Annotated in this window: 16 protein-coding genes; 15 read left to right on the top strand and 1 reads right to left on the bottom strand. The window is 64.2% G+C overall.

What is annotated here, in order from left to right:
- The first annotated feature begins 59 nt into the window (after positions 1-59).
- From AC1DMG_RS13085 to AC1DMG_RS13035, 11 genes are all read left to right on the top strand, one after another.
- Entirely contained in the window at positions 60-2,048 is a 1,989-nt protein-coding gene (locus AC1DMG_RS13085; RefSeq protein ID WP_441604275.1) for an ATP-binding protein, read from the top strand.
- Between the two features lie 84 nt (positions 2,049-2,132).
- Positions 2,133-2,843, top strand: coding sequence for a hypothetical protein (locus AC1DMG_RS13080; RefSeq protein WP_441604276.1), 711 nt, complete (start codon positions 2,133-2,135; stop codon positions 2,841-2,843).
- Between the two features lie 37 nt (positions 2,844-2,880).
- Complete coding sequence (locus tag AC1DMG_RS13075; protein ID WP_441604277.1) at positions 2,881-3,777, top strand: hydroxymethylglutaryl-CoA lyase; 897 nt, start codon at positions 2,881-2,883, stop codon at positions 3,775-3,777.
- A gap of 141 nt (positions 3,778-3,918) precedes the next feature.
- Complete coding sequence (locus AC1DMG_RS13070; RefSeq protein ID WP_441604278.1) at positions 3,919-5,175, top strand: sensor histidine kinase; 1,257 nt, start codon at positions 3,919-3,921, stop codon at positions 5,173-5,175.
- Positions 5,172-5,936, top strand: coding sequence for a LytR/AlgR family response regulator transcription factor (locus AC1DMG_RS13065; protein ID WP_441604279.1), 765 nt, complete (start codon positions 5,172-5,174; stop codon positions 5,934-5,936). Before AC1DMG_RS13070 ends, AC1DMG_RS13065 begins: the two co-directional genes overlap by 4 nt.
- A 42-nt stretch (positions 5,937-5,978) precedes the next feature.
- Positions 5,979-6,353 carry a hypothetical protein gene (locus AC1DMG_RS13060; protein ID WP_441604280.1) on the top strand — a complete coding sequence of 125 codons (375 nt, stop codon included), beginning with the start codon at positions 5,979-5,981 and terminating at the stop codon, positions 6,351-6,353.
- 112 nt (positions 6,354-6,465) lie between these two features.
- The gene (locus AC1DMG_RS13055; RefSeq protein ID WP_477180596.1) at positions 6,466-7,740 is read left to right on the top strand and encodes a metal-dependent hydrolase family protein; all 1,275 of its coding nucleotides are present in this window, start codon (positions 6,466-6,468) and stop codon (positions 7,738-7,740) included.
- On the top strand, positions 7,737-8,222 hold the full coding sequence (locus tag AC1DMG_RS13050) for a GNAT family N-acetyltransferase (protein ID WP_441604281.1): 486 nt from the start codon (positions 7,737-7,739) through the stop codon (positions 8,220-8,222). The genes AC1DMG_RS13055 and AC1DMG_RS13050 overlap by 4 nt, the downstream gene beginning before the upstream one ends.
- Positions 8,223-8,231: 9 nt before the next feature.
- Positions 8,232-8,831, top strand: coding sequence for a YdeI/OmpD-associated family protein (locus tag AC1DMG_RS13045; RefSeq protein WP_441604282.1), 600 nt, complete (start codon positions 8,232-8,234; stop codon positions 8,829-8,831).
- Positions 8,825-9,292, top strand: a complete 468-nt coding sequence (locus AC1DMG_RS13040; protein ID WP_441604283.1) for a GNAT family N-acetyltransferase — start codon at positions 8,825-8,827, stop codon at positions 9,290-9,292. Before AC1DMG_RS13045 ends, AC1DMG_RS13040 begins: the two co-directional genes overlap by 7 nt.
- A complete protein-coding gene (locus AC1DMG_RS13035) occupies positions 9,289-9,852 on the top strand; it encodes a GNAT family N-acetyltransferase (RefSeq protein ID WP_441604284.1) in 564 nt (187 codons plus the stop codon). Before AC1DMG_RS13040 ends, AC1DMG_RS13035 begins: the two co-directional genes overlap by 4 nt.
- A gap of 31 nt (positions 9,853-9,883) precedes the next feature.
- On the opposite strand, the gene AC1DMG_RS13030 is transcribed toward AC1DMG_RS13035, so the two are convergent.
- Positions 9,884-12,964: a 6TM ABC transporter family protein gene (locus AC1DMG_RS13030; RefSeq protein ID WP_441604285.1), complete on the bottom strand. Its 3,081-nt coding sequence runs from the start codon at positions 12,962-12,964 to the stop codon at positions 9,884-9,886.
- Here AC1DMG_RS13030 and AC1DMG_RS13025 point away from each other — a divergent pair.
- The 4 genes from AC1DMG_RS13025 to AC1DMG_RS13010 all read left to right on the top strand — a co-directional run bounded on the left by AC1DMG_RS13025 (position 12,963) and on the right by AC1DMG_RS13010 (position 15,974).
- Positions 12,963-13,370: a hypothetical protein gene (locus AC1DMG_RS13025; protein ID WP_441604286.1), complete on the top strand. Its 408-nt coding sequence runs from the start codon at positions 12,963-12,965 to the stop codon at positions 13,368-13,370. The two genes, AC1DMG_RS13030 and AC1DMG_RS13025, sit on opposite strands and share 2 nt — an antisense overlap.
- Positions 13,371-13,564: 194 nt before the next feature.
- Positions 13,565-14,326: an SDR family NAD(P)-dependent oxidoreductase gene (locus AC1DMG_RS13020; RefSeq protein WP_477179584.1), complete on the top strand. Its 762-nt coding sequence runs from the start codon at positions 13,565-13,567 to the stop codon at positions 14,324-14,326.
- A gap of 172 nt (positions 14,327-14,498) precedes the next feature.
- A complete protein-coding gene (efpL, locus tag AC1DMG_RS13015) occupies positions 14,499-15,062 on the top strand; it encodes an elongation factor P-like protein EfpL (protein WP_121878629.1) in 564 nt (187 codons plus the stop codon).
- A gap of 114 nt (positions 15,063-15,176) precedes the next feature.
- The gene (locus AC1DMG_RS13010) at positions 15,177-15,974 is read left to right on the top strand and encodes an N-acetylmuramoyl-L-alanine amidase (RefSeq protein ID WP_441604288.1); all 798 of its coding nucleotides are present in this window, start codon (positions 15,177-15,179) and stop codon (positions 15,972-15,974) included.
- Positions 15,975-16,476: the final 502 nt, after the last annotated feature.

Below are 16,476 nucleotides of genomic sequence, written 5' to 3'. Positions count from 1 at the left end.
TCGGCTCCAACGCGCCAATCTGTTAGTTTTGGCAGCTTCGCATCATCCCCGGAAGCCGCATGTTCGAGCGCGTACTCATTGCCAACCGTGGCGAGATCGCCTGCCGTGTCATCCGCACCTGCCGGCGCCTGGGGATCCACACCATTGCGGTGTATTCAGAGGCCGATGCCAATGCGCAGCATGTGCGCCTGGCCGATGAGGCCTGGCCGATCGGTGGCCCGCGCCCGACGGAATCGTATCTGCGCGGCGAGACCATTCTCGATGTGGCGCGCAAGAGCGGTGCGCAAGCCATCCACCCGGGTTACGGCTTTCTTTCCGAGAACACCGCCTTTGCACGCGCCTGCGCCGATGCCGGCATCGCCTTCATCGGTCCACGCCCCGAAAGCATCGACGCCATGGGGTCCAAGGCGGCCGCCAAGGCGCTGATGGAACAGCATCAGGTCCCCTTGGTGCCGGGCTATCACGGCGCGGATCAGTCCGCCGAAGTGCTCGCCGAGCAGGCGCGTCGCACCGGCTTCCCGTTGATGATCAAGGCCGCGGCCGGTGGCGGCGGCAAGGGCATGCGCATCGTGCGCAGCGAGGCGGAGTTCGTCGATGCCTTGGCGTCCGCGCAGCGCGAGGCGGCCAGTTCGTTCGGCGACACGCGCGTCATCCTCGAACGTTATGTGGAGCATCCACGCCATATCGAATTCCAGGTGTTCGGCGACACGCAAGGCAACGTCATCCATCTCAATGAGCGCGAATGCTCGGCGCAGCGGCGCTACCAGAAGGTGCTGGAGGAAACGCCCTCGCCCTTCCTCGACGACGCACGCCGCGCTGCCATGGGCGCTGCCGCTGTCGCCGCGGCGAAGGCGGTGAACTATGTCGGCGCGGGCACGGTGGAATTCATCGTCGCCCAGGACGGCGAGTTCTTCTTCATGGAGATGAATACGCGCCTGCAGGTCGAGCACCCCGTCACTGAGGAAACCCTGGGCCTGGACCTGGTGGAATGGCAGCTGCTCATCGCCGCCGGCCACCCCCTGCCGCTCGCGCAAGAGCAGATCAAGGCACATGGCCATGCCATCGAAGTGCGCCTGTATGCGGAGGATCCGGACCAGAACTTCCTCCCCGGCTCCGGCAAGCTGGTGAAGTTGCGTCTGCCTGCGCCGTCGCGCCACGTGCGTCTGGATGGCGGCGTGATTGAAGGCGACACGGTCACCATCTTCTACGACCCGATGATCGCCAAGCTCATCGTATGGGATGTCGATCGCGCGCAAGCCCTGCAGCGCTTGCGCGATGCGCTGATGGCGAGCGAAATCGTGGGGCCGAAATCCAATATCGCCTTCCTCGAACGACTCTCGCGCCACCCGGTGGTGGTCGAAGGACGCATCGACACCGGCTATCTCGACCGTCATCTGGACCAGTTCCTCGCGGGCGATGTGGCACCGGCGGCATCCGTGCTGTTTGCCGCGGCCGTGGCTGCACTGATGCACGAAGAGACCAGTGTGACCTCCAACGCCAGCGATCCGCATTCGCCCTGGTCGCGCGCTGACGCGTGGCGTGTGGGGCATGCCGGCAAGCGCATCGTGGCCTTGTCGCTGCATGGCCAGCGCCATGAAGTGGAAGCCCATGGCCATGACGGCAACTATCAGCTGCGCTATGCCGACGCATCCTGCGACGTGCAAGGCGCTCGCCTTGGTGCGGACGCATTGAGCGCACGTTTCGACGGTGAGGCCATGCGCGTACCGGTACGCGCGGACGCCTCCCGCGTGACCGTGCACGACACGCAAGGCTATCGCTATGCGTTCGAGCGCGCGCCCGCCTTCGCCTGGGAATCGAAGGAAGCCGCCGGCGGCAACCAGATCACCGCACCGATGCCAGGCCGTATCGTGCTGGTGAAGGCCAATGCGGGCGATACCGTCGAAGAAGGCCAGGAATTGCTGGTGATGGAGGCGATGAAGATGGAGCTTGCCTTGAAGGCGCCGCGCAGTGGCAGCATCGCCAGCGTGCACGCGACCCAGGGCGACTTCGTCGAAGCGGATACGGTGTTGCTGCGCTTCGCCGACTGAAAGCGCGGATTGACGCCGCGTCGACAACACAATCTCGACGCTTGCCCCATCGCCCGGGTCCTTGCCCGGGGCTGGGGAGAATCCATGCTCGCGCATTTTCGTGGCTTGCGGTCGACGATATTGCTCGCCCTGATCGCCCTCCATCTCCTGTCTGCCTGTGGCAAACACGAGAGTGAAGCTGCATCGACTGCCGATAACGGACAGGCGGACGCAGCAAGGCAGGCGCAGGAAGAGGCCGCCTCTACGGCCAAATGCGCGGACAACCCCCTTGCCCAGGCCCTGCCTCCCAAGGACGACATCGGCGGCCTGCCGTTTCGATCATGGGATTGCACGCCTGCCAGCATTCGCGCGGTTTACGGCAAGAACGATGGCAAGCACGTCGAAATCTCCGTCAGCGACACGCGCCCGGTCGACAGCAGCGCCACAGCAGGCACAGAGGACGTCAACCGGCGCACGCGCGACATGCAACGCTCGGTGACGCGGCAAGCCATCGAGATGCTGACCATCATGACCGATCCGATGCAGACCAATGCCGAATCGTTTCGCTCCCTGGGCGGGCCCGATTACGCACCCGTGCTGGTGCATAACTCAACGCCCGATTCCTTCGTCATCCACGTCACGGCACAGTCGGAAATCGGTCCGGCCCAAGCCGTCGCGCTGTTCAACGATCGCTACGTGGTCACCTTGCAGTCCACCGACCACGGCAGCGCGCTGACCGGTCTGACCACGCCGCAGGCGCAGGCGCTGTATCTGCCGTTCATCCAGCAATTCCACCCCGAGCGACTGCCACATTAATGCGCCGCCACGGGCCTGACGCGCTATGCTGCTCGGCATGAGCACGAACCATGTCCGCATTGTCGAAGTCGGCGCACGCGACGGCCTGCAGAACGAGAAAACCCTGCTGCCCGCCGACGTGAAGATCGCGTTGATCGATCGCCTTTCCAGCACCGGCCTGAAGACCATCGAAGCCACCAGTTTTGTCAGCCCCAAGTGGGTGCCGCAACTGGCTGACGCCGCCGAGGTGTTCCAGGGCATCCGCAAGGTCCCCGGCGTGAGCTATCCGGTGCTGGTGCCCAACGAGCAGGGCTACGAGCGCGCCCGCGCCGTGGGTGTCACCGAGATCGCGATCTTCACTGCCGCTTCCGAAGCGTTCAACCGCAAGAACATCAACGCCTCGATCGATGAATCGATCGAGCGTTTCCTGCCAGTGATGGCTCGCGCGAAGCAGGACGGCCTGAAAGTGCGCGGCTATGTCTCCACCGTGCTGGGCTGCCCGTATCAGGGCGATGTGCCGGTCAGCGAGGTGGTACGCGTGGCGCGTCGACTGCACGAGGTGGGCTGCTACGAAGTCTCGCTGGGCGACACCATCGGCGTCGGCACGCCGGCCAAGGCACGCGCCATGCTGAAGGCAGTGGCACAGGAGGTACCGATGTCGGCCCTCGCCGTGCATTTCCACGACACCTATGGGCAGGCGCTGGCCAATATCCTCGCCTGCCTGGAAGAAGGCGTGCGCGTGGTCGACAGCGCGGTATCGGGTACGGGCGGCTGTCCCTACGCCAAGGGAGCCACCGGCAACGTCGCCAGCGAGGACGTGGTCTACATGCTGCACGGCCTGGGCATGGAAACCGGCATCGATCTGGACATCCTGGTGGCCACCGGCGCCTGGCTGGCTGGCCAGCTGCACAAGGAAACCGCCAGCCGCGTGACGCGGGCGCGCACCGCGGCCTGATCCGTCGGCGCCTGCGCGGCGCCCTGCTTCATCCCGGCCCCGGCCCGTTTCGTCGCCCCAAGGGCCGGTTCCGTCGAAAACCACGCGCCAGCGCCAAAGCAGCTGGTTATGCTCCGACGCATCCCAATCAAGGACGTCGTGATGAAGAGCGTTTTCTTCGTAGCCCGCCTGGTCGTGTTCTGGTTCTTCGTGCTGCTGTTTGTGGCCTTGTTGCTCGCCAACAGTCCGCCGCTGCGCTACAGAGACACCGGGGCCATGTTCGTCCTGCTTATCTTCCTCACCCTGGTGATGGTAGTGACCAGCGCAGTGACCCATCTGCGCCGCGTGCGCCTGATCGCCGGGCATCTCGACGACAGCACCATGGGCAACCGCCAGCGGCGGCAGATCGAGATACCGCTGGAAGCCGGCGAAGCCTTCGACCTGCTCGATGCCGCCATCCGCGAACTGCCGCGCAGCGAAGACGTGGAAAGCGCACGCGACAGCCTGCAGATCCGCGCCAAGGTACAGCGCCCCAAGGCCTATGGAACTAATCCGTTCGAACGTCTCGACCCGTCGCTGTGGTTTGGTCACGTGCGCAACCAGATCTTCGCCACGGTCACGCCGCGCGAGGGTTCGGGCAGCGTCACGCTGATCTGCGAGCCGGAAGCCGGCGCATGGACCGACTGGTTCCGCGTGGACGACGGCACCAACCTGGAAAACGCCGAGGCCATCACGCGCGCCATCACCCGCCGCATCGCCGAGAAGCGTCGCCAGGAACAACGCCGCGCCACCCAGACGGAAAACGAGAAAGAGCGCACCGTGGCCCGCCTCAACCTGCTGCATGCGCAGGTGGAGCCGCACTTTCTCTACAACACGCTGGCCAGCGCGCAATACCTCACGCGCACCGATCCGCTACAGGCCGACCACATGCTCGGGCATCTGATCCACTATCTGCGCCACTCCCTGCCGCAGCGCGACGATGCGCTGTCCCTGCTGGGCGATGAGCTGGAACGCACCCGCGCCTATCTGGAAATCATGCGGCTGCGCATGGGGCCGCGCCTCTCGCTGCAGATCGACGTACCCGACGCGCTGCGCGCCATCGCGATGCCGCCGATGATGCTGCAGACGCTGGTGGAGAACGCGATCAAGCACGGCCTGGAGCCTAAGCCCGGCGGCGGCACGGTGTGGATCCTGGCGCGCCGCGACGACAACACAGTGTCCATCACGGTGGCCGACGATGGCCGCGGTTTCAGCGACGCCAGCGGGGGCACCGGCATCGGCCTGAAGAATGTGCGCGAACGTCTGCGCCTGATCTATGGCACGGACGCTTCGCTCTCGGTAGTCAGCAATGCGCCCGAAGGCGTGGCCGCCACCATCACCCTGCCCCTGCGCAACGAAACCACGGAACCCGCGTCGTGACCACTGCCATTCTTGCCGAAGACGAAACCCTGTTGCGCACGGCGCTACGCGATCTGCTCGCGCGGGTCTGGCCGGAATTGGAGATCGTCGCCGACTGCGAAGACGGCGCCAGTGCCCTGGAAGCGATCAGCGAACATCGTCCCGACATCGCCTTTCTCGATATCCGCATGCCGGGGCTCAGCGGACTGGAAGTCGCCGAAGCTGCCGCCGAGGCGAGTCCGCAAACGCAGGTGGTGTTCACCACCGCCTACGACCAGTACGCGATCGATGCATTCGAACGCGGCGCCGTGGACTATCTGCTCAAGCCCATCACCGAGACCCGGCTCACCGCCACCATGCAGCGCCTGCAGACGCGCGCCGCACCCCGCGCGACCGATGCTGCAGCTCTATCGCAGCTGCTGCGCGATGAAATGCTGCAGCCTGGCACACGCGCCGAGCCGCTCACCTGGATCACCGCCAGCAACGGGCGCGAAACGCGCCTGATCATGGTGGACGACGTCGCCTATTTTCGCGCCGACAGCAAATACACCATCGCCATGACSGCCGACGGCGAGGCGCTGCTGCGCAAGCCCATCCGCGAACTGGCGGCGGTACTCGACCCCGCCGTGTTCAAGCAGATCCACCGCTCCACCATCGTCAACCTGCGCGCGGTCGCATCGATCGTTCGCGACGACACCGGCAAGGGCACGCTGCGGCTCAAGCAGCGACCCGAAACACTGGTGGTGAGCCAGCCATTCATGACGCTGTTCCGAAACATGTAAGTACCGGAAACCTTCCCCTGCCGAGCATCACAAGAGGTCACCATGGAAAAGCTGATCCTTTTGTTCTATCTGGTGTTATCCCTCACCGGTTTCGAACCCACACGCACCGTCGTCACCCACGAACTGACCCACGGGATCGACCTGATCTACAGCAAGATCCAGATCTCCGGCGAGCTGGCCACGTTCCGCTGCCTGCGCAGCCAGAGCGGCCTGTGCCACTTCACCGTACTGCCCGGCTCGTGCAGCACCAGCCACGTCGCCTGCGAACCACCGATCACCGTCTTCACCATGCGCCAGGGTGATACGTTGTTGTTGACGCGTCTTCCCGACGATTTCGCCAGCTGCGTCACCTCGGCACCGACGGCCGAAGGCGCCTGCGCGCGGCAACTCGCCGGCGCGGGTCGCCCCGCCCTCTGAACCGCGGTCTCGCGGCGCAGTGCCGAGCCTCGCTAGAATCGGCAGGAGCGACGGGCGGGAGCGAGCAATGCGGTGCAAACAGCGTCAAGGTTGGATCGGCCTGCTGACGGCCATGGCCATGGCCAGCGCCACGGCGGCGACCGCGGTGCCACCCAAGGGCGATGTGCTGCTGGTGCCTGACCGCGTCTGGACCGCTGACGGCGACGCTGCGCATGCGGGATGGGCCGTGCTGGTGCATGACGGCGCCATCGCCGCCGTGGGACCGGCGGACAGCCTGAAGGCACCGGCCAGCGCCCAACGCATCGCCCTGCCCGGCACCACGCTCACGCCCGGCCTGATCGACCTGCACTCGCATGTCTTCCTGCATCCGTACAACGAGACACTGTGGAACGACCAGGTCCTGAAGGAGCCGCAGGACTACCGCACACTCGAAGCCGCCGCCCATGCGCGCGCCACGCTGATGGCGGGCTTCACGACACTGCGCGATCTGGGCACGGAGGGCGCCGGCTTCGCCGATGTCTCGATCAAGCGTGCGATTGACGAAGGCATGATTCCGGGGCCACGCATGTTTGTTGCCACCCGCGCCATCGTGGCGACGGACAGCTATGGACCGGGTCCACGCGGCTTCCGTCCCGATATCGATCTGCCCGGCGGCGCGCAGGAAATCAGCGGTGTGGACGAGGCCATCCGCGCCACCCGCGAACAGGCTGGCCACGGCGCCGACTGGATCAAGCTCTACGCCGACTACCGCGTAGGCGCCGATGGCAGCACGCAGCCGACGCTATCGCTGGCGGAAATGAAGGCCATCGTGGATACCGCGCACCTGTCGGGCCGTCCGGTGGCTGCGCATGCCTCCAGCGACGAAGGTGTACGCCTCGCGGTGGAAGCGGGCGTGGACACCATCGAGCACGGTTATGGCGCCAGCGAGGCCACGTTCCGCCTGCTCAAGCAGCACGGCACGGCGTACGAACCCACGCTTACCGCGGTGGAAGCCACCGCGCAGTATTTCGAGCACTACGTGCCGGGGCAAAGCGAACCCACCGCGCGCATGAAAGAAGCCGAGCACGCGTTCCGCACCGCGCTCAAGGTTGGCGTGATCATCGGTAACGGCAGCGATGTGGGCGTGTTCACCCATGGCGACAACTGGCGCGAGCCGGTCAATATGGTGCGCGACGGCATGACGCCGCAGCAGGCTTTGCACGCCGCCACCAATATCGCGGCACGCATCCTGYGCCAGCAGGACAAGTTCGGCCGCATCGCGCCCGGCCTGCGGGCTGACCTCGCCGCATTCACGGGCGATCCCAGTACGCATATCGACGATCTCCAGCATCCCGTCTTCGTGATGAAAGACGGCAGCCTCTACCGCACACCACAAGCCACGCCATGACCGACTTCCTGATCCGCCCCATCGAAGCACGCGACAACGCCGCCGTCGCCGACATCATCCGCACCGTGATGCCGGAATTCGGCGCCGACGGCCCGGGCTTCGCCATTCACGATGCCGAAGTGGGCACCATGTACGAAGCCTATACGCGCCCACGCAGCGCCTACTTCGTGGTGGAACGCGATGGCATGGTGATTGGCGGCGGTGGCGTCGCGCCGCTGGAGGGCGGCGAAGCGGATGTGTGCGAGCTGCGCAAGATGTATTTTCTACCCGAGGCGCGCGGCATCGGCGCCGGCAGCGCCATGATGCTGCGCTGCCTGGATGCCGCCCGCGAACGCGGCTTTCATCGCTGCTACCTGGAAACGCTCACCGGCATGGATGCGGCCCAGGCGCTGTATCGTCGGCACGGCTTCCGCACGATTTGCGCGCCGATGGGCGGCACCGGACACTTCAGCTGCGACCAGTTCTATCTGCGCGATTTGTAGGAGTACCTCATGGCCCGCGATCACCGCATCGATGCCTACATCCTTCAGGCGCCGCCGTTCGCCCAGCCCATTCTCGAGCATCTGCGCGACGTGGTGCACGAGGCCTGCCCGGAGGTCGAGGAAGGCATCAAATGGAGCATGCCGTTCTTCAGCCTCAATGGCTCGCCGATGTGCCAGATGGCGGCATTCAAGCAGCATTGCGCGTTCGGTTTCTGGCGGCACAAGGAGGTCACCGGCAGCGATCGGGCGGATGGCATGGGCCAGTTCGGCAAACTGACCTCGCTGAAGGATCTGCCGGCGAAGAAGACCCTGATCGCGCTGATCCGCAAGGCCAGAGCCTTGAACGAAACCGGTGTAAAGGTCTCCCGTCCCAAGGCCGCACCCAAACCCGCACCGACACTCCCGGATGATGTCGCCGCGCTGCTGGCGATGAAGAAGCACGCCGCCGCCCGCAAGACCTACGAGGGCTTTCCGCCCAGCGCGCAACGCGACTACGTCGAGTGGATCACCGAGGCGAAGACCGAGGCCACGCGCCAGAATCGCATCGCCAGCACGCTGGAGTGGCTCGCCGAAGGCAAGCGGCGCAACTGGAAGTACGAAGCATGCTGAAGGCGCCGCTACTGCATTTTGAGCTCGACGACCCCACGTCGCCGGATGTCGCCCTGTTGATCCGTGAATTGGACGGCTATCTGGCGGAGCTCTATCCCTCGGGCAATATCCGCCACATGACGGCCGAGGAACTGAGCCAACCCAATGTCAGCTTCCTCACCGCCCGCGTGGATGGCACGCCGGTGGCATGCGGTGCCTTCGTGGCGCACGAGGACTACGTGGAAGTAAAGCGCATGTACGTGCTGCCCGCCTGCCGTGGATTGGGGCTTGGCAAGCAATTGCTCGAAGCGTTGGAATTGGAAGTCGCACGCTCCGGCGGCCGCATCCTGCGCCTGGAAACCGGCACGGCGCAAACCGAGGCGCTGGAACTCTACGCACGCGCCGGCTATCGTCGCTGCCCACCGTTCGGCGAACACCAGTCCAACCCGCGCAGCATCTGTATGGAGAAGCATCTCGCATGATCCGCATTGCCCACGCCGACGATGCGGCGGCTGTCCACGACATCTATACGCCCTCGGTGCTCCACGGGGTAGAAACCTTCGAGACCGAGTTACCTGGGATAGACACGATGCGCGAGCGCATCCTCACGCGCCTGCGCTACTACCCGTGGATCGTCTGGGAAGAGGAAGGCCGCGTACTGGCCTATGCCTATGCCAGCCGCTTCCGCGAACGCGCCGCCTACGACTGGATCGCGGAGACCTCGATCTACGTACACGCCGATGCACGCCGCCGCGGCATCGCGCGCAGGCTCTACGGCACACTGCTCGACGTGATGCGCCTGCAAGGCATCAACCAGGCCGTCGGGGTAATCACCCTGCCCGGCCAAAGCAGCGTGACCATGCACGAAGCCATGGGCTTCACGCCGGCCGGCGTGTGGCGTAGCTCCGGTTACAAGCTCGAGCAATGGTGGGATGTCGGCGTATGGCAAAAGGAACTGCAGCCGACGCAGACGCCGCCGCAGCCCGTGACGCCATTCCCCGCGGTAGACGCTGAGCAACTGAAGGCTCTTTTCACGGCATAAGCCGTCGGCCAGTGCCGGGCCCGTTTTGCGCTCATCGCAGCGAGTTGATCGCCTTCACCGCGCTGTTCAGCCAATCCCAGGCATCGGGCAGAAACACGGTGATCAGAATGGACCCCATCGCCAGCAACTTTGGCCACAAGGCGGACAACGCCCCGCCAAAGGTCAAATGGTCCTCATCGTTGGTGAACATGCGTCCCAGCAAATAGTCCTTCTCCAGCGTCAGCACGCCGTAGGTGATGGCGGCAAAGCCGAGCACCATCAAAATGGCCGCCGCCGTCGTCTGCAAACGCTCGTAAACCGGTGGATAGACCTGGATCAACATCAGCGTCACGGTGGCGCCCAGCACCGCGCACCACGCACTGGACCTTACCGCCGTACCGGCCAGTTTCATCTGCGCTACCAGGACGGCCTGCCATTGGCGAAGCTTTTCCTTGTCAAACAAGGGATCGATCGTGCCGTCGAGCAAGGCATTCGTCTGCCGCACCCAGGCGGCAAAATCTGGCCTGCGCAGCGCGTTGTAGTTGTCGATGCGCATGACAGCGTTGAACGGGCTGCGCGGTCGCTCATCCAGCAGCTTGGGCGTTGGCCATTCCTTGACTGTCGTGGATTCCTGCACGGCAGTCACCGTCCTGCTGAGCTCCAGGCTCATGCAGCGCCAGCGGTCCAGGCCTTCCAGGTAGAGAACCAGGAAGAAGCCACTGCTGCCCAGCACGAACGCGCCGGCAAACGCGGAGAGCCAGACCGAATGGGCCCCGCTTGGCCGGTAGTCGTTGACGCAAAGCACCAGCACGAGCAACAGGAGTGCCGTGGCGATCGAAGCGCGGTAGTACGGGCGGTGCCGGAGGCGAACCTTGAGACGCGACGAGGGGTTCACGTGCTCAGCGATAGCAAGGCAATAGGCATTCCACACCCTCATCCGAACGCAACAGAACGCCATGAAACACGCATAGGCAAGACACAGGCAGATCAACGCCCAGCCATCCGTGCCATGCGCAAGGTCCGTGTCGCCGGGCGTCGCCGGAGGAAACATGACGATGATCTTGTACGCGGCAATGAGGATGCCGAACGCGGCAAAAGCGATCCAGGGCACCAGCCAGATCCAGCTTGTCCTTGGCTCGCCTGCCAGCTTCGATGATGCTTGCGCGCCGTTTTGCGTCTTCAACATGTCCATCCAGCGCATGGCGTGGCGGCTGAGCGGGAGCGTTGCCAGTTCGGGCGTGCGCCCGTTGCGAACCAGCCATATGGCCGTGACCAGCAGGATGCCAAGCACGATGCCCATCGACAGGTAGACCGGCTGCTGCAGTTGCATGCGGGTATCGGCAACGATGGGAATGTCGCCGAATCTCCTGCTTGTCCGCTGGGCTTTACTCTCGTTTTGTTCCTTGCCCTGGACTTTGCTCTCGGTTACTTCGTCGCCCTGGACTTTGTCCGCGCTTTGTTCGTCGCCCCGGCCCAGACCCGACTCGTCGACACGCTGGAAGCCTGCCAATGTCGCCACCAGCATATTGGGTCGGTTGGGCGAGGCGTCACTAGGGCAAATCAGACCCACGACCGCGCGAAACATGTTGGCCGCGTAATCCGTCGGAAACGAGAAGAAGCGTCGATTGCCAGACTGGCTGCATTCGTTCGAAGACACCCCTGGCGCGTTGCCGACTGAACGATCCGCCGCCTGCTCGCGTGGCCGCGCATCGGGGTCATCCTTGGGGAAGCAGTCCAGCCCTGAAGCGTTCAGGCAAAGCAGGCTCTTGCCGGCCGGCATGATGATGCTCCCGCGGCTCATGGCGCGGTAGTCGGGATGCACCATCAGGTTGTCCTGCTCCAGCACCACCGGGAGCGCGCCAGGAAATGCATTGCGTATCTCGCTCAGCAGGAACAGGCGATCGCGCACATCGGTGGCCACGATGACGACCGCCGCAGGCGTGACATAGCGCTGCAGGGCGTCGAAGGTCTGGTAAAGCATCAGCTCGTCCGAACGCGAGCTCAAGCTGGGCTGATACGTCGGCGGTTGATCGACTCCGGTTTCCACACCGGTCAGATCCAGCTCGAGCAACCGCTCGGGGAGCAAGCTGCGACGTTGCTTGCTCTCTTCCTGTTTGAGCTGGACATGCTCGGAGCGAATAGCGGCGATGTTCGGCGGAAACTGCACGCTGATGAACTGCACCTCGCCTTTCTTCGCCGATGAGGACGCCGGCGCCGGCGATGACGAGGGCGGCGAAGCCGATGAGGACGGCGGCGATGGCGATGATGAAGGCATCGCCAGCTTGGAAGCGCCCAAGCCAAAACTGGATTCTTCGCTGAGTATGACTACTTTGTCGTTGTCGTGAATCCGGCTTTCCAGATAGCGCTTCACGCGTTTCAACTGATCCCCGACGCTGTAGGCCAGCGGCGTATAGGCCAGCGTGACGAATGGTTTCAAATCGTTCGTGGCGAGGTAAGCGTTCTGTACGATCTGATCGTTGCTGTCGACGCTTGCGGAAGGTGCCCTGAGGAGGATGTTCAGGTGGCCGACGCCCTGGCATCCGGCCGTCGCCGTTTTCGCGGCCTCCATCGCATGTTCCCTTGCGTCCGTGGCGACCTTGCTCAGTGCCGATGCCATTGATTCCATGGCCCCGGAAAAAGTGGGACCGATCACGGCAAGGTTTGCATCGCACGACCAGGAGACGCCCTTGGTCGGCGCCTTCCAGGCAATCTGGTCGCAATCGATCTGGTTAAGCGCCTCGGGCAGCGCGTTAGTCTCCTGGCGATTGCTCGCGTCCAATGCCATCGCACAACGTGCAGCGCGAATGAATGACTCCGGATGAATGCCAAAGCTCGGTGTCTCGCCTACCAAAAACAGCGCGTAATAGGTCGACTCACAGGCATCGGCGTTTGCTTGCGTGTCCGTTCTGGATTTGCAGTTGCGCCAGTTGTCCTTGCGAAAAAGCATCACGCTGGGCAGCGTGCGGCGGCTCGCCTCCGTTTCATTGGCAGTGGACTTGCCGTCGGGTGATCGGGGCGCCCAGGTGAAAGCAAAACCGTCCAGCACGAATTCCTTGGCCTGAAACGCAGCCACGAGTGCGGTCAGCTCGGTGTCAAAGGACCGGCCAAGCCGCGTCTCCACGGGATCGGGCATGGTCACCACGGCGGCGTGCACATTGATGGCGGCATTGCTGGGCAAATGTTCGAAAGGCCGCAATGGATGCGGCAGCTCGGACGCCGCCACGAAATACGATGACGAAGTCACTGCGGGCGGCGCGACCGACGAAGCGGCCGCGGCAACGACGCTGGCTTCCCCCGAAGCTTTCGCTCCGATGGCCGGTGCAGCGCCGATCAATGTGGCGACGAGCAGCCATCGCGCCAACAGCGCCACGAAAGAGCCCTTCGACACCGCTGCCGAGGCCACCGGTATTCCCACTGATACAGCAGCTCCCTGGGCGGGATGGATCATGGCGACTCTCCCTTTTGCGATCGCGCCACTCATCTCACTGCGCTTGTTCTACGCCACAAATCAGCCAAAAACCCTTGGAAGCATGGCTTAAGCCGCGGCACCAAAGGACATACGTATAACCAACTACGTACCCYGTCGAAGCGACGCGGTGGCTCCTGCAGGCAGTGCCCGGCACGCACCGCCCGGGGTCTCTCTATGGCCAAAAAGCGCCACGGAGCAAGGGGTGGCGTCTGATGCGCCCTGCTGCGCTACCATTAGCGTTTTCCACCGCGTTTTGGACTCCCTATGCAGCTCAATCAGGTCAAGGCGATCATCACCGGCGGCGCCTCCGGTCTCGGCTACGCCGTAGCCCAGCATCTGGTCGCCAATGGCGCCAAGGTGGCCCTGTTCGACGTCAACGAGGAAAAGGGCCAGGAAGCCGCCACGGCGCTGAAGGGCCACTTCTTCCGCACCGACGTCACCTCGGAGGACGGCGTGTCCGCCAACGTCGCCGCTGCGCGCGATGCGATGGGCGGCCTGAACGTGCTGGTCAACTGCGCCGGCATCCTGGGCGCGGGCCGCATGCTCGGCAAGGATGGCCCGATGCCGCTCAACACGTTTGCCACCACGGTGCTGGTGAACCTGGTGGGCAGCTTCAACGTCGCCAAGGCTGCTGCCTCGCTGATGCAGAACAACGATACCGGCGAAGACGGCGAGCGCGGCGTGATCATCAACACCGCTTCCGTCGCTGCGTTCGAAGGCCAGATCGGCCAGGCCGCGTATTCCGCCTCCAAGGGCGGCGTGGTCGSCATGACGCTGCCGATGGCGCGCGAACTGTCGCGCTTCGGCATCCGCGTGGCCACGATCGCCCCGGGCATCTTCTGGACGCCGATGGTCGACGGCATGCCGCCGCAGGTGCAGGAATCGCTGTCGGCATCGATCCCGTTCCCGTCGCGCCTGGGCAAGCCGGACGAATTCGCCAGCACGGTGGCCTTCATTCTCGGCAATCGTTATATCAATGGCGAGACGATCCGCCTTGATGGCGCGGTGCGTTTGCAGCCGAAGTAACCCTACCAAACCGTCATTCCGGCGCAGGCCGGAATCCAGTGACTGTATGGCGCGGTTGTCGCAAATGGCGTGGGCGTATACGTTGGGCCGCGCGATAACCTGACACCACGCAACTGGATTCCGGCCTGCGCCGGAATGGCGATCAAGAACTCACCCATCCGGTCCTACATCCATGAAAGCTTCCGACGTCAAGAAAGGCAACGTAGTCGAACACGACGGCACCGTGTACCAGGTGCGCGATATCGAGCGCAGCTCGCCGACCGCGCGTGGCGGCAACGTCACGTTTCGCTTCACCATGTATTCGATCCCCGGCGGTCGCAAGTTCGACCTGAGCCTGCGCGCCGATGACGATCTCAAGGAAATGGAGCTGGTGCGCCGCGAGGCGAACTTCTCGTACATGGACGGTGAGGCATTCGTCTTCATGGACAATGAAGACTTCACCCAGTACCTGCTTTCCACCGAACTGGTTGGCGATAACGCCGGCTATATCGTGGAAGGCGTCGAAGGCTACTACGTGCAGCTGATCGACGATGCACCGGTGGGCCTGCAGGTGCCGACCAGCGTGACGCTGACCGTGGTCGACACCGCCCCGGAAATGAAGGGCGCCAGCGCCACCAAGCGCACCAAGCCGGCCAAGCTCAATACCGGCATCGAAATCCAGGTGCCCGAGTACATCAGCAACGACGAAAAGGTGTGGGTGAACACGCTGACGGGCGAGTTCGCCGGCCGCGCCTGATCGGCGCTGCAGGTTGGACACGAAAGCGCCGGGGAAACCCGGCGCTTTTTGTTTGGCTTGACGCGGTGGCGCAGCTGCGGCACGTTCGCCTCTTCCCGCCCAGGAATGAATGCCGTGTCGCGTCCCCACGCTCCGCATGCTCGTTTCTTTCGTACTCGCCATCTGCTGACGCTGGTGCTGCTGGCGCTGGCGCTTTCGGCGTGTGCACCGGCGCCCGTACGCAATCCCATCGCACAGTGGGTGCCCTCGCCCAATTTCGATGCGCGCCGTCCGGTGCTCATCGTGATTCATTTCACCAACGAGCATTCCGCCGAGCAGGCGCTGCACACGTTGCGCACGGCCAACAGCGGCGGACCGGTGAGTTCGCACTATCTGATCGGCAACGACGGCCACCTCTATCAACTGGTCGCCGATAGCGAGCGCGCGTGGCACGCCGGCGCGGGACGCTGGGGCACGATTACCGACGTGAATTCGGCCTCCATCGGGATCGAGCTGGACAATGATGGCGACTCGCCGTTCACCCAGGTGCAGATCGACAGCCTGCTGCGCCTGCTGGCCGACCTCACGGATCGCTTCCGTATTCCGCGCACGCAGATCATCGGCCACGAGGATCTCGCGCCCGGCCGCAAGGACGATCCCGGTCCGCGTTTTCCATGGCAACAACTGGCGCAGGCGGGCTTTGGCCTGTGGCCGCGGGGCACGCTGGTGGACCCGCCGGCGGGGTTTGATCCGTGGGCGGCGTTGGGGTTGATTGGGTATCCGCTGGACGATCGGGCGTCCACGGTGCGCTCGTTCCATCATCATTTTCGGGGGATGGATGGGGATGCGTTGGACGCGCAGGATCTGCGCATTTTGTTCAACTTGTCGCAGCAGCTTGGGGCTGGTGGTGGGGTGATGCCGGTGGCGGGCTAAGCGCTTTGCGCCACACTTCTCCCTCTCCCCTGCGGGGAGAGGGTTGGGGTGAGGGTTGGGGTGAGGGGCGGGTGCTCGCGGGAACGTTTCTACATTGCCGTCGTCGCGGCGTACACCGGGATCTAGAGCCTCGGTGTTTAGTTGTCGCCTCTCCGCCAGGGTGCCGCCTACGCGGCGGGCGTTTCGAACGGCTGCCGCCGCTCGAGTCACTTTTCTTTTGCTGGCCCAAAAGAAAAGTAACCCAAAGAAAATGGCCTGATAACGCCGGCAGCATCGTGTTGGGATAAGCCCGAACGCTCGAGGCGCGTCGTTGTGGGACAACCTCCGAGGGTACACAGGGGGTACTTCCAAGCGCTGCGCAACGCGCCCGAATCGCTGAGGACTTAAAGCGGGGCTTCGCTGCGCGTTGGCTTTGGAGCCTCACAATTCAATAGGGTGCCGCGCCTGGCGCTTGTCTGTGGGAGCGCACCCTGTGCGCGACAGCCACGCCTGGGTGTACCGC

It is taken from the genome of Dyella sp. 01N36, from assembly GCF_056399745.1.
This window is presented reverse-complemented; position numbering and strand designations above follow the sequence as displayed.

What these genes read in the sequence shown, in the direction of transcription:
- AC1DMG_RS13040 (WP_441604283.1), top strand. Translation starts at nt 8,825, where the DNA reads ATGCTGAAGGCGCCGCTACTGCATTTTGAGCTCGACGACCCCACGTCG.
- efpL (WP_121878629.1), top strand. Translation starts at nt 14,499, where the DNA reads ATGAAAGCTTCCGACGTCAAGAAAGGCAACGTAGTCGAACACGACGGC.
- AC1DMG_RS13050 (WP_441604281.1), top strand. Translation starts at nt 7,737, where the DNA reads ATGACCGACTTCCTGATCCGCCCCATCGAAGCACGCGACAACGCCGCC.
- AC1DMG_RS13030 (WP_441604285.1), bottom strand. Translation starts at nt 12,964, where the DNA reads ATGCCCGATCCCGTGGAGACGCGGCTTGGCCGGTCCTTTGACACCGAG.
- AC1DMG_RS13060 (WP_441604280.1), top strand. Translation starts at nt 5,979, where the DNA reads ATGGAAAAGCTGATCCTTTTGTTCTATCTGGTGTTATCCCTCACCGGT.
- AC1DMG_RS13045 (WP_441604282.1), top strand. Translation starts at nt 8,232, where the DNA reads ATGGCCCGCGATCACCGCATCGATGCCTACATCCTTCAGGCGCCGCCG.
- AC1DMG_RS13085 (WP_441604275.1), top strand. Translation starts at nt 60, where the DNA reads ATGTTCGAGCGCGTACTCATTGCCAACCGTGGCGAGATCGCCTGCCGT.
- AC1DMG_RS13035 (WP_441604284.1), top strand. Translation starts at nt 9,289, where the DNA reads ATGATCCGCATTGCCCACGCCGACGATGCGGCGGCTGTCCACGACATC.
- AC1DMG_RS13025 (WP_441604286.1), top strand. Translation starts at nt 12,963, where the DNA reads ATGGTCACCACGGCGGCGTGCACATTGATGGCGGCATTGCTGGGCAAA.
- AC1DMG_RS13070 (WP_441604278.1), top strand. Translation starts at nt 3,919, where the DNA reads ATGAAGAGCGTTTTCTTCGTAGCCCGCCTGGTCGTGTTCTGGTTCTTC.
- AC1DMG_RS13075 (WP_441604277.1), top strand. Translation starts at nt 2,881, where the DNA reads ATGAGCACGAACCATGTCCGCATTGTCGAAGTCGGCGCACGCGACGGC.
- AC1DMG_RS13080 (WP_441604276.1), top strand. Translation starts at nt 2,133, where the DNA reads ATGCTCGCGCATTTTCGTGGCTTGCGGTCGACGATATTGCTCGCCCTG.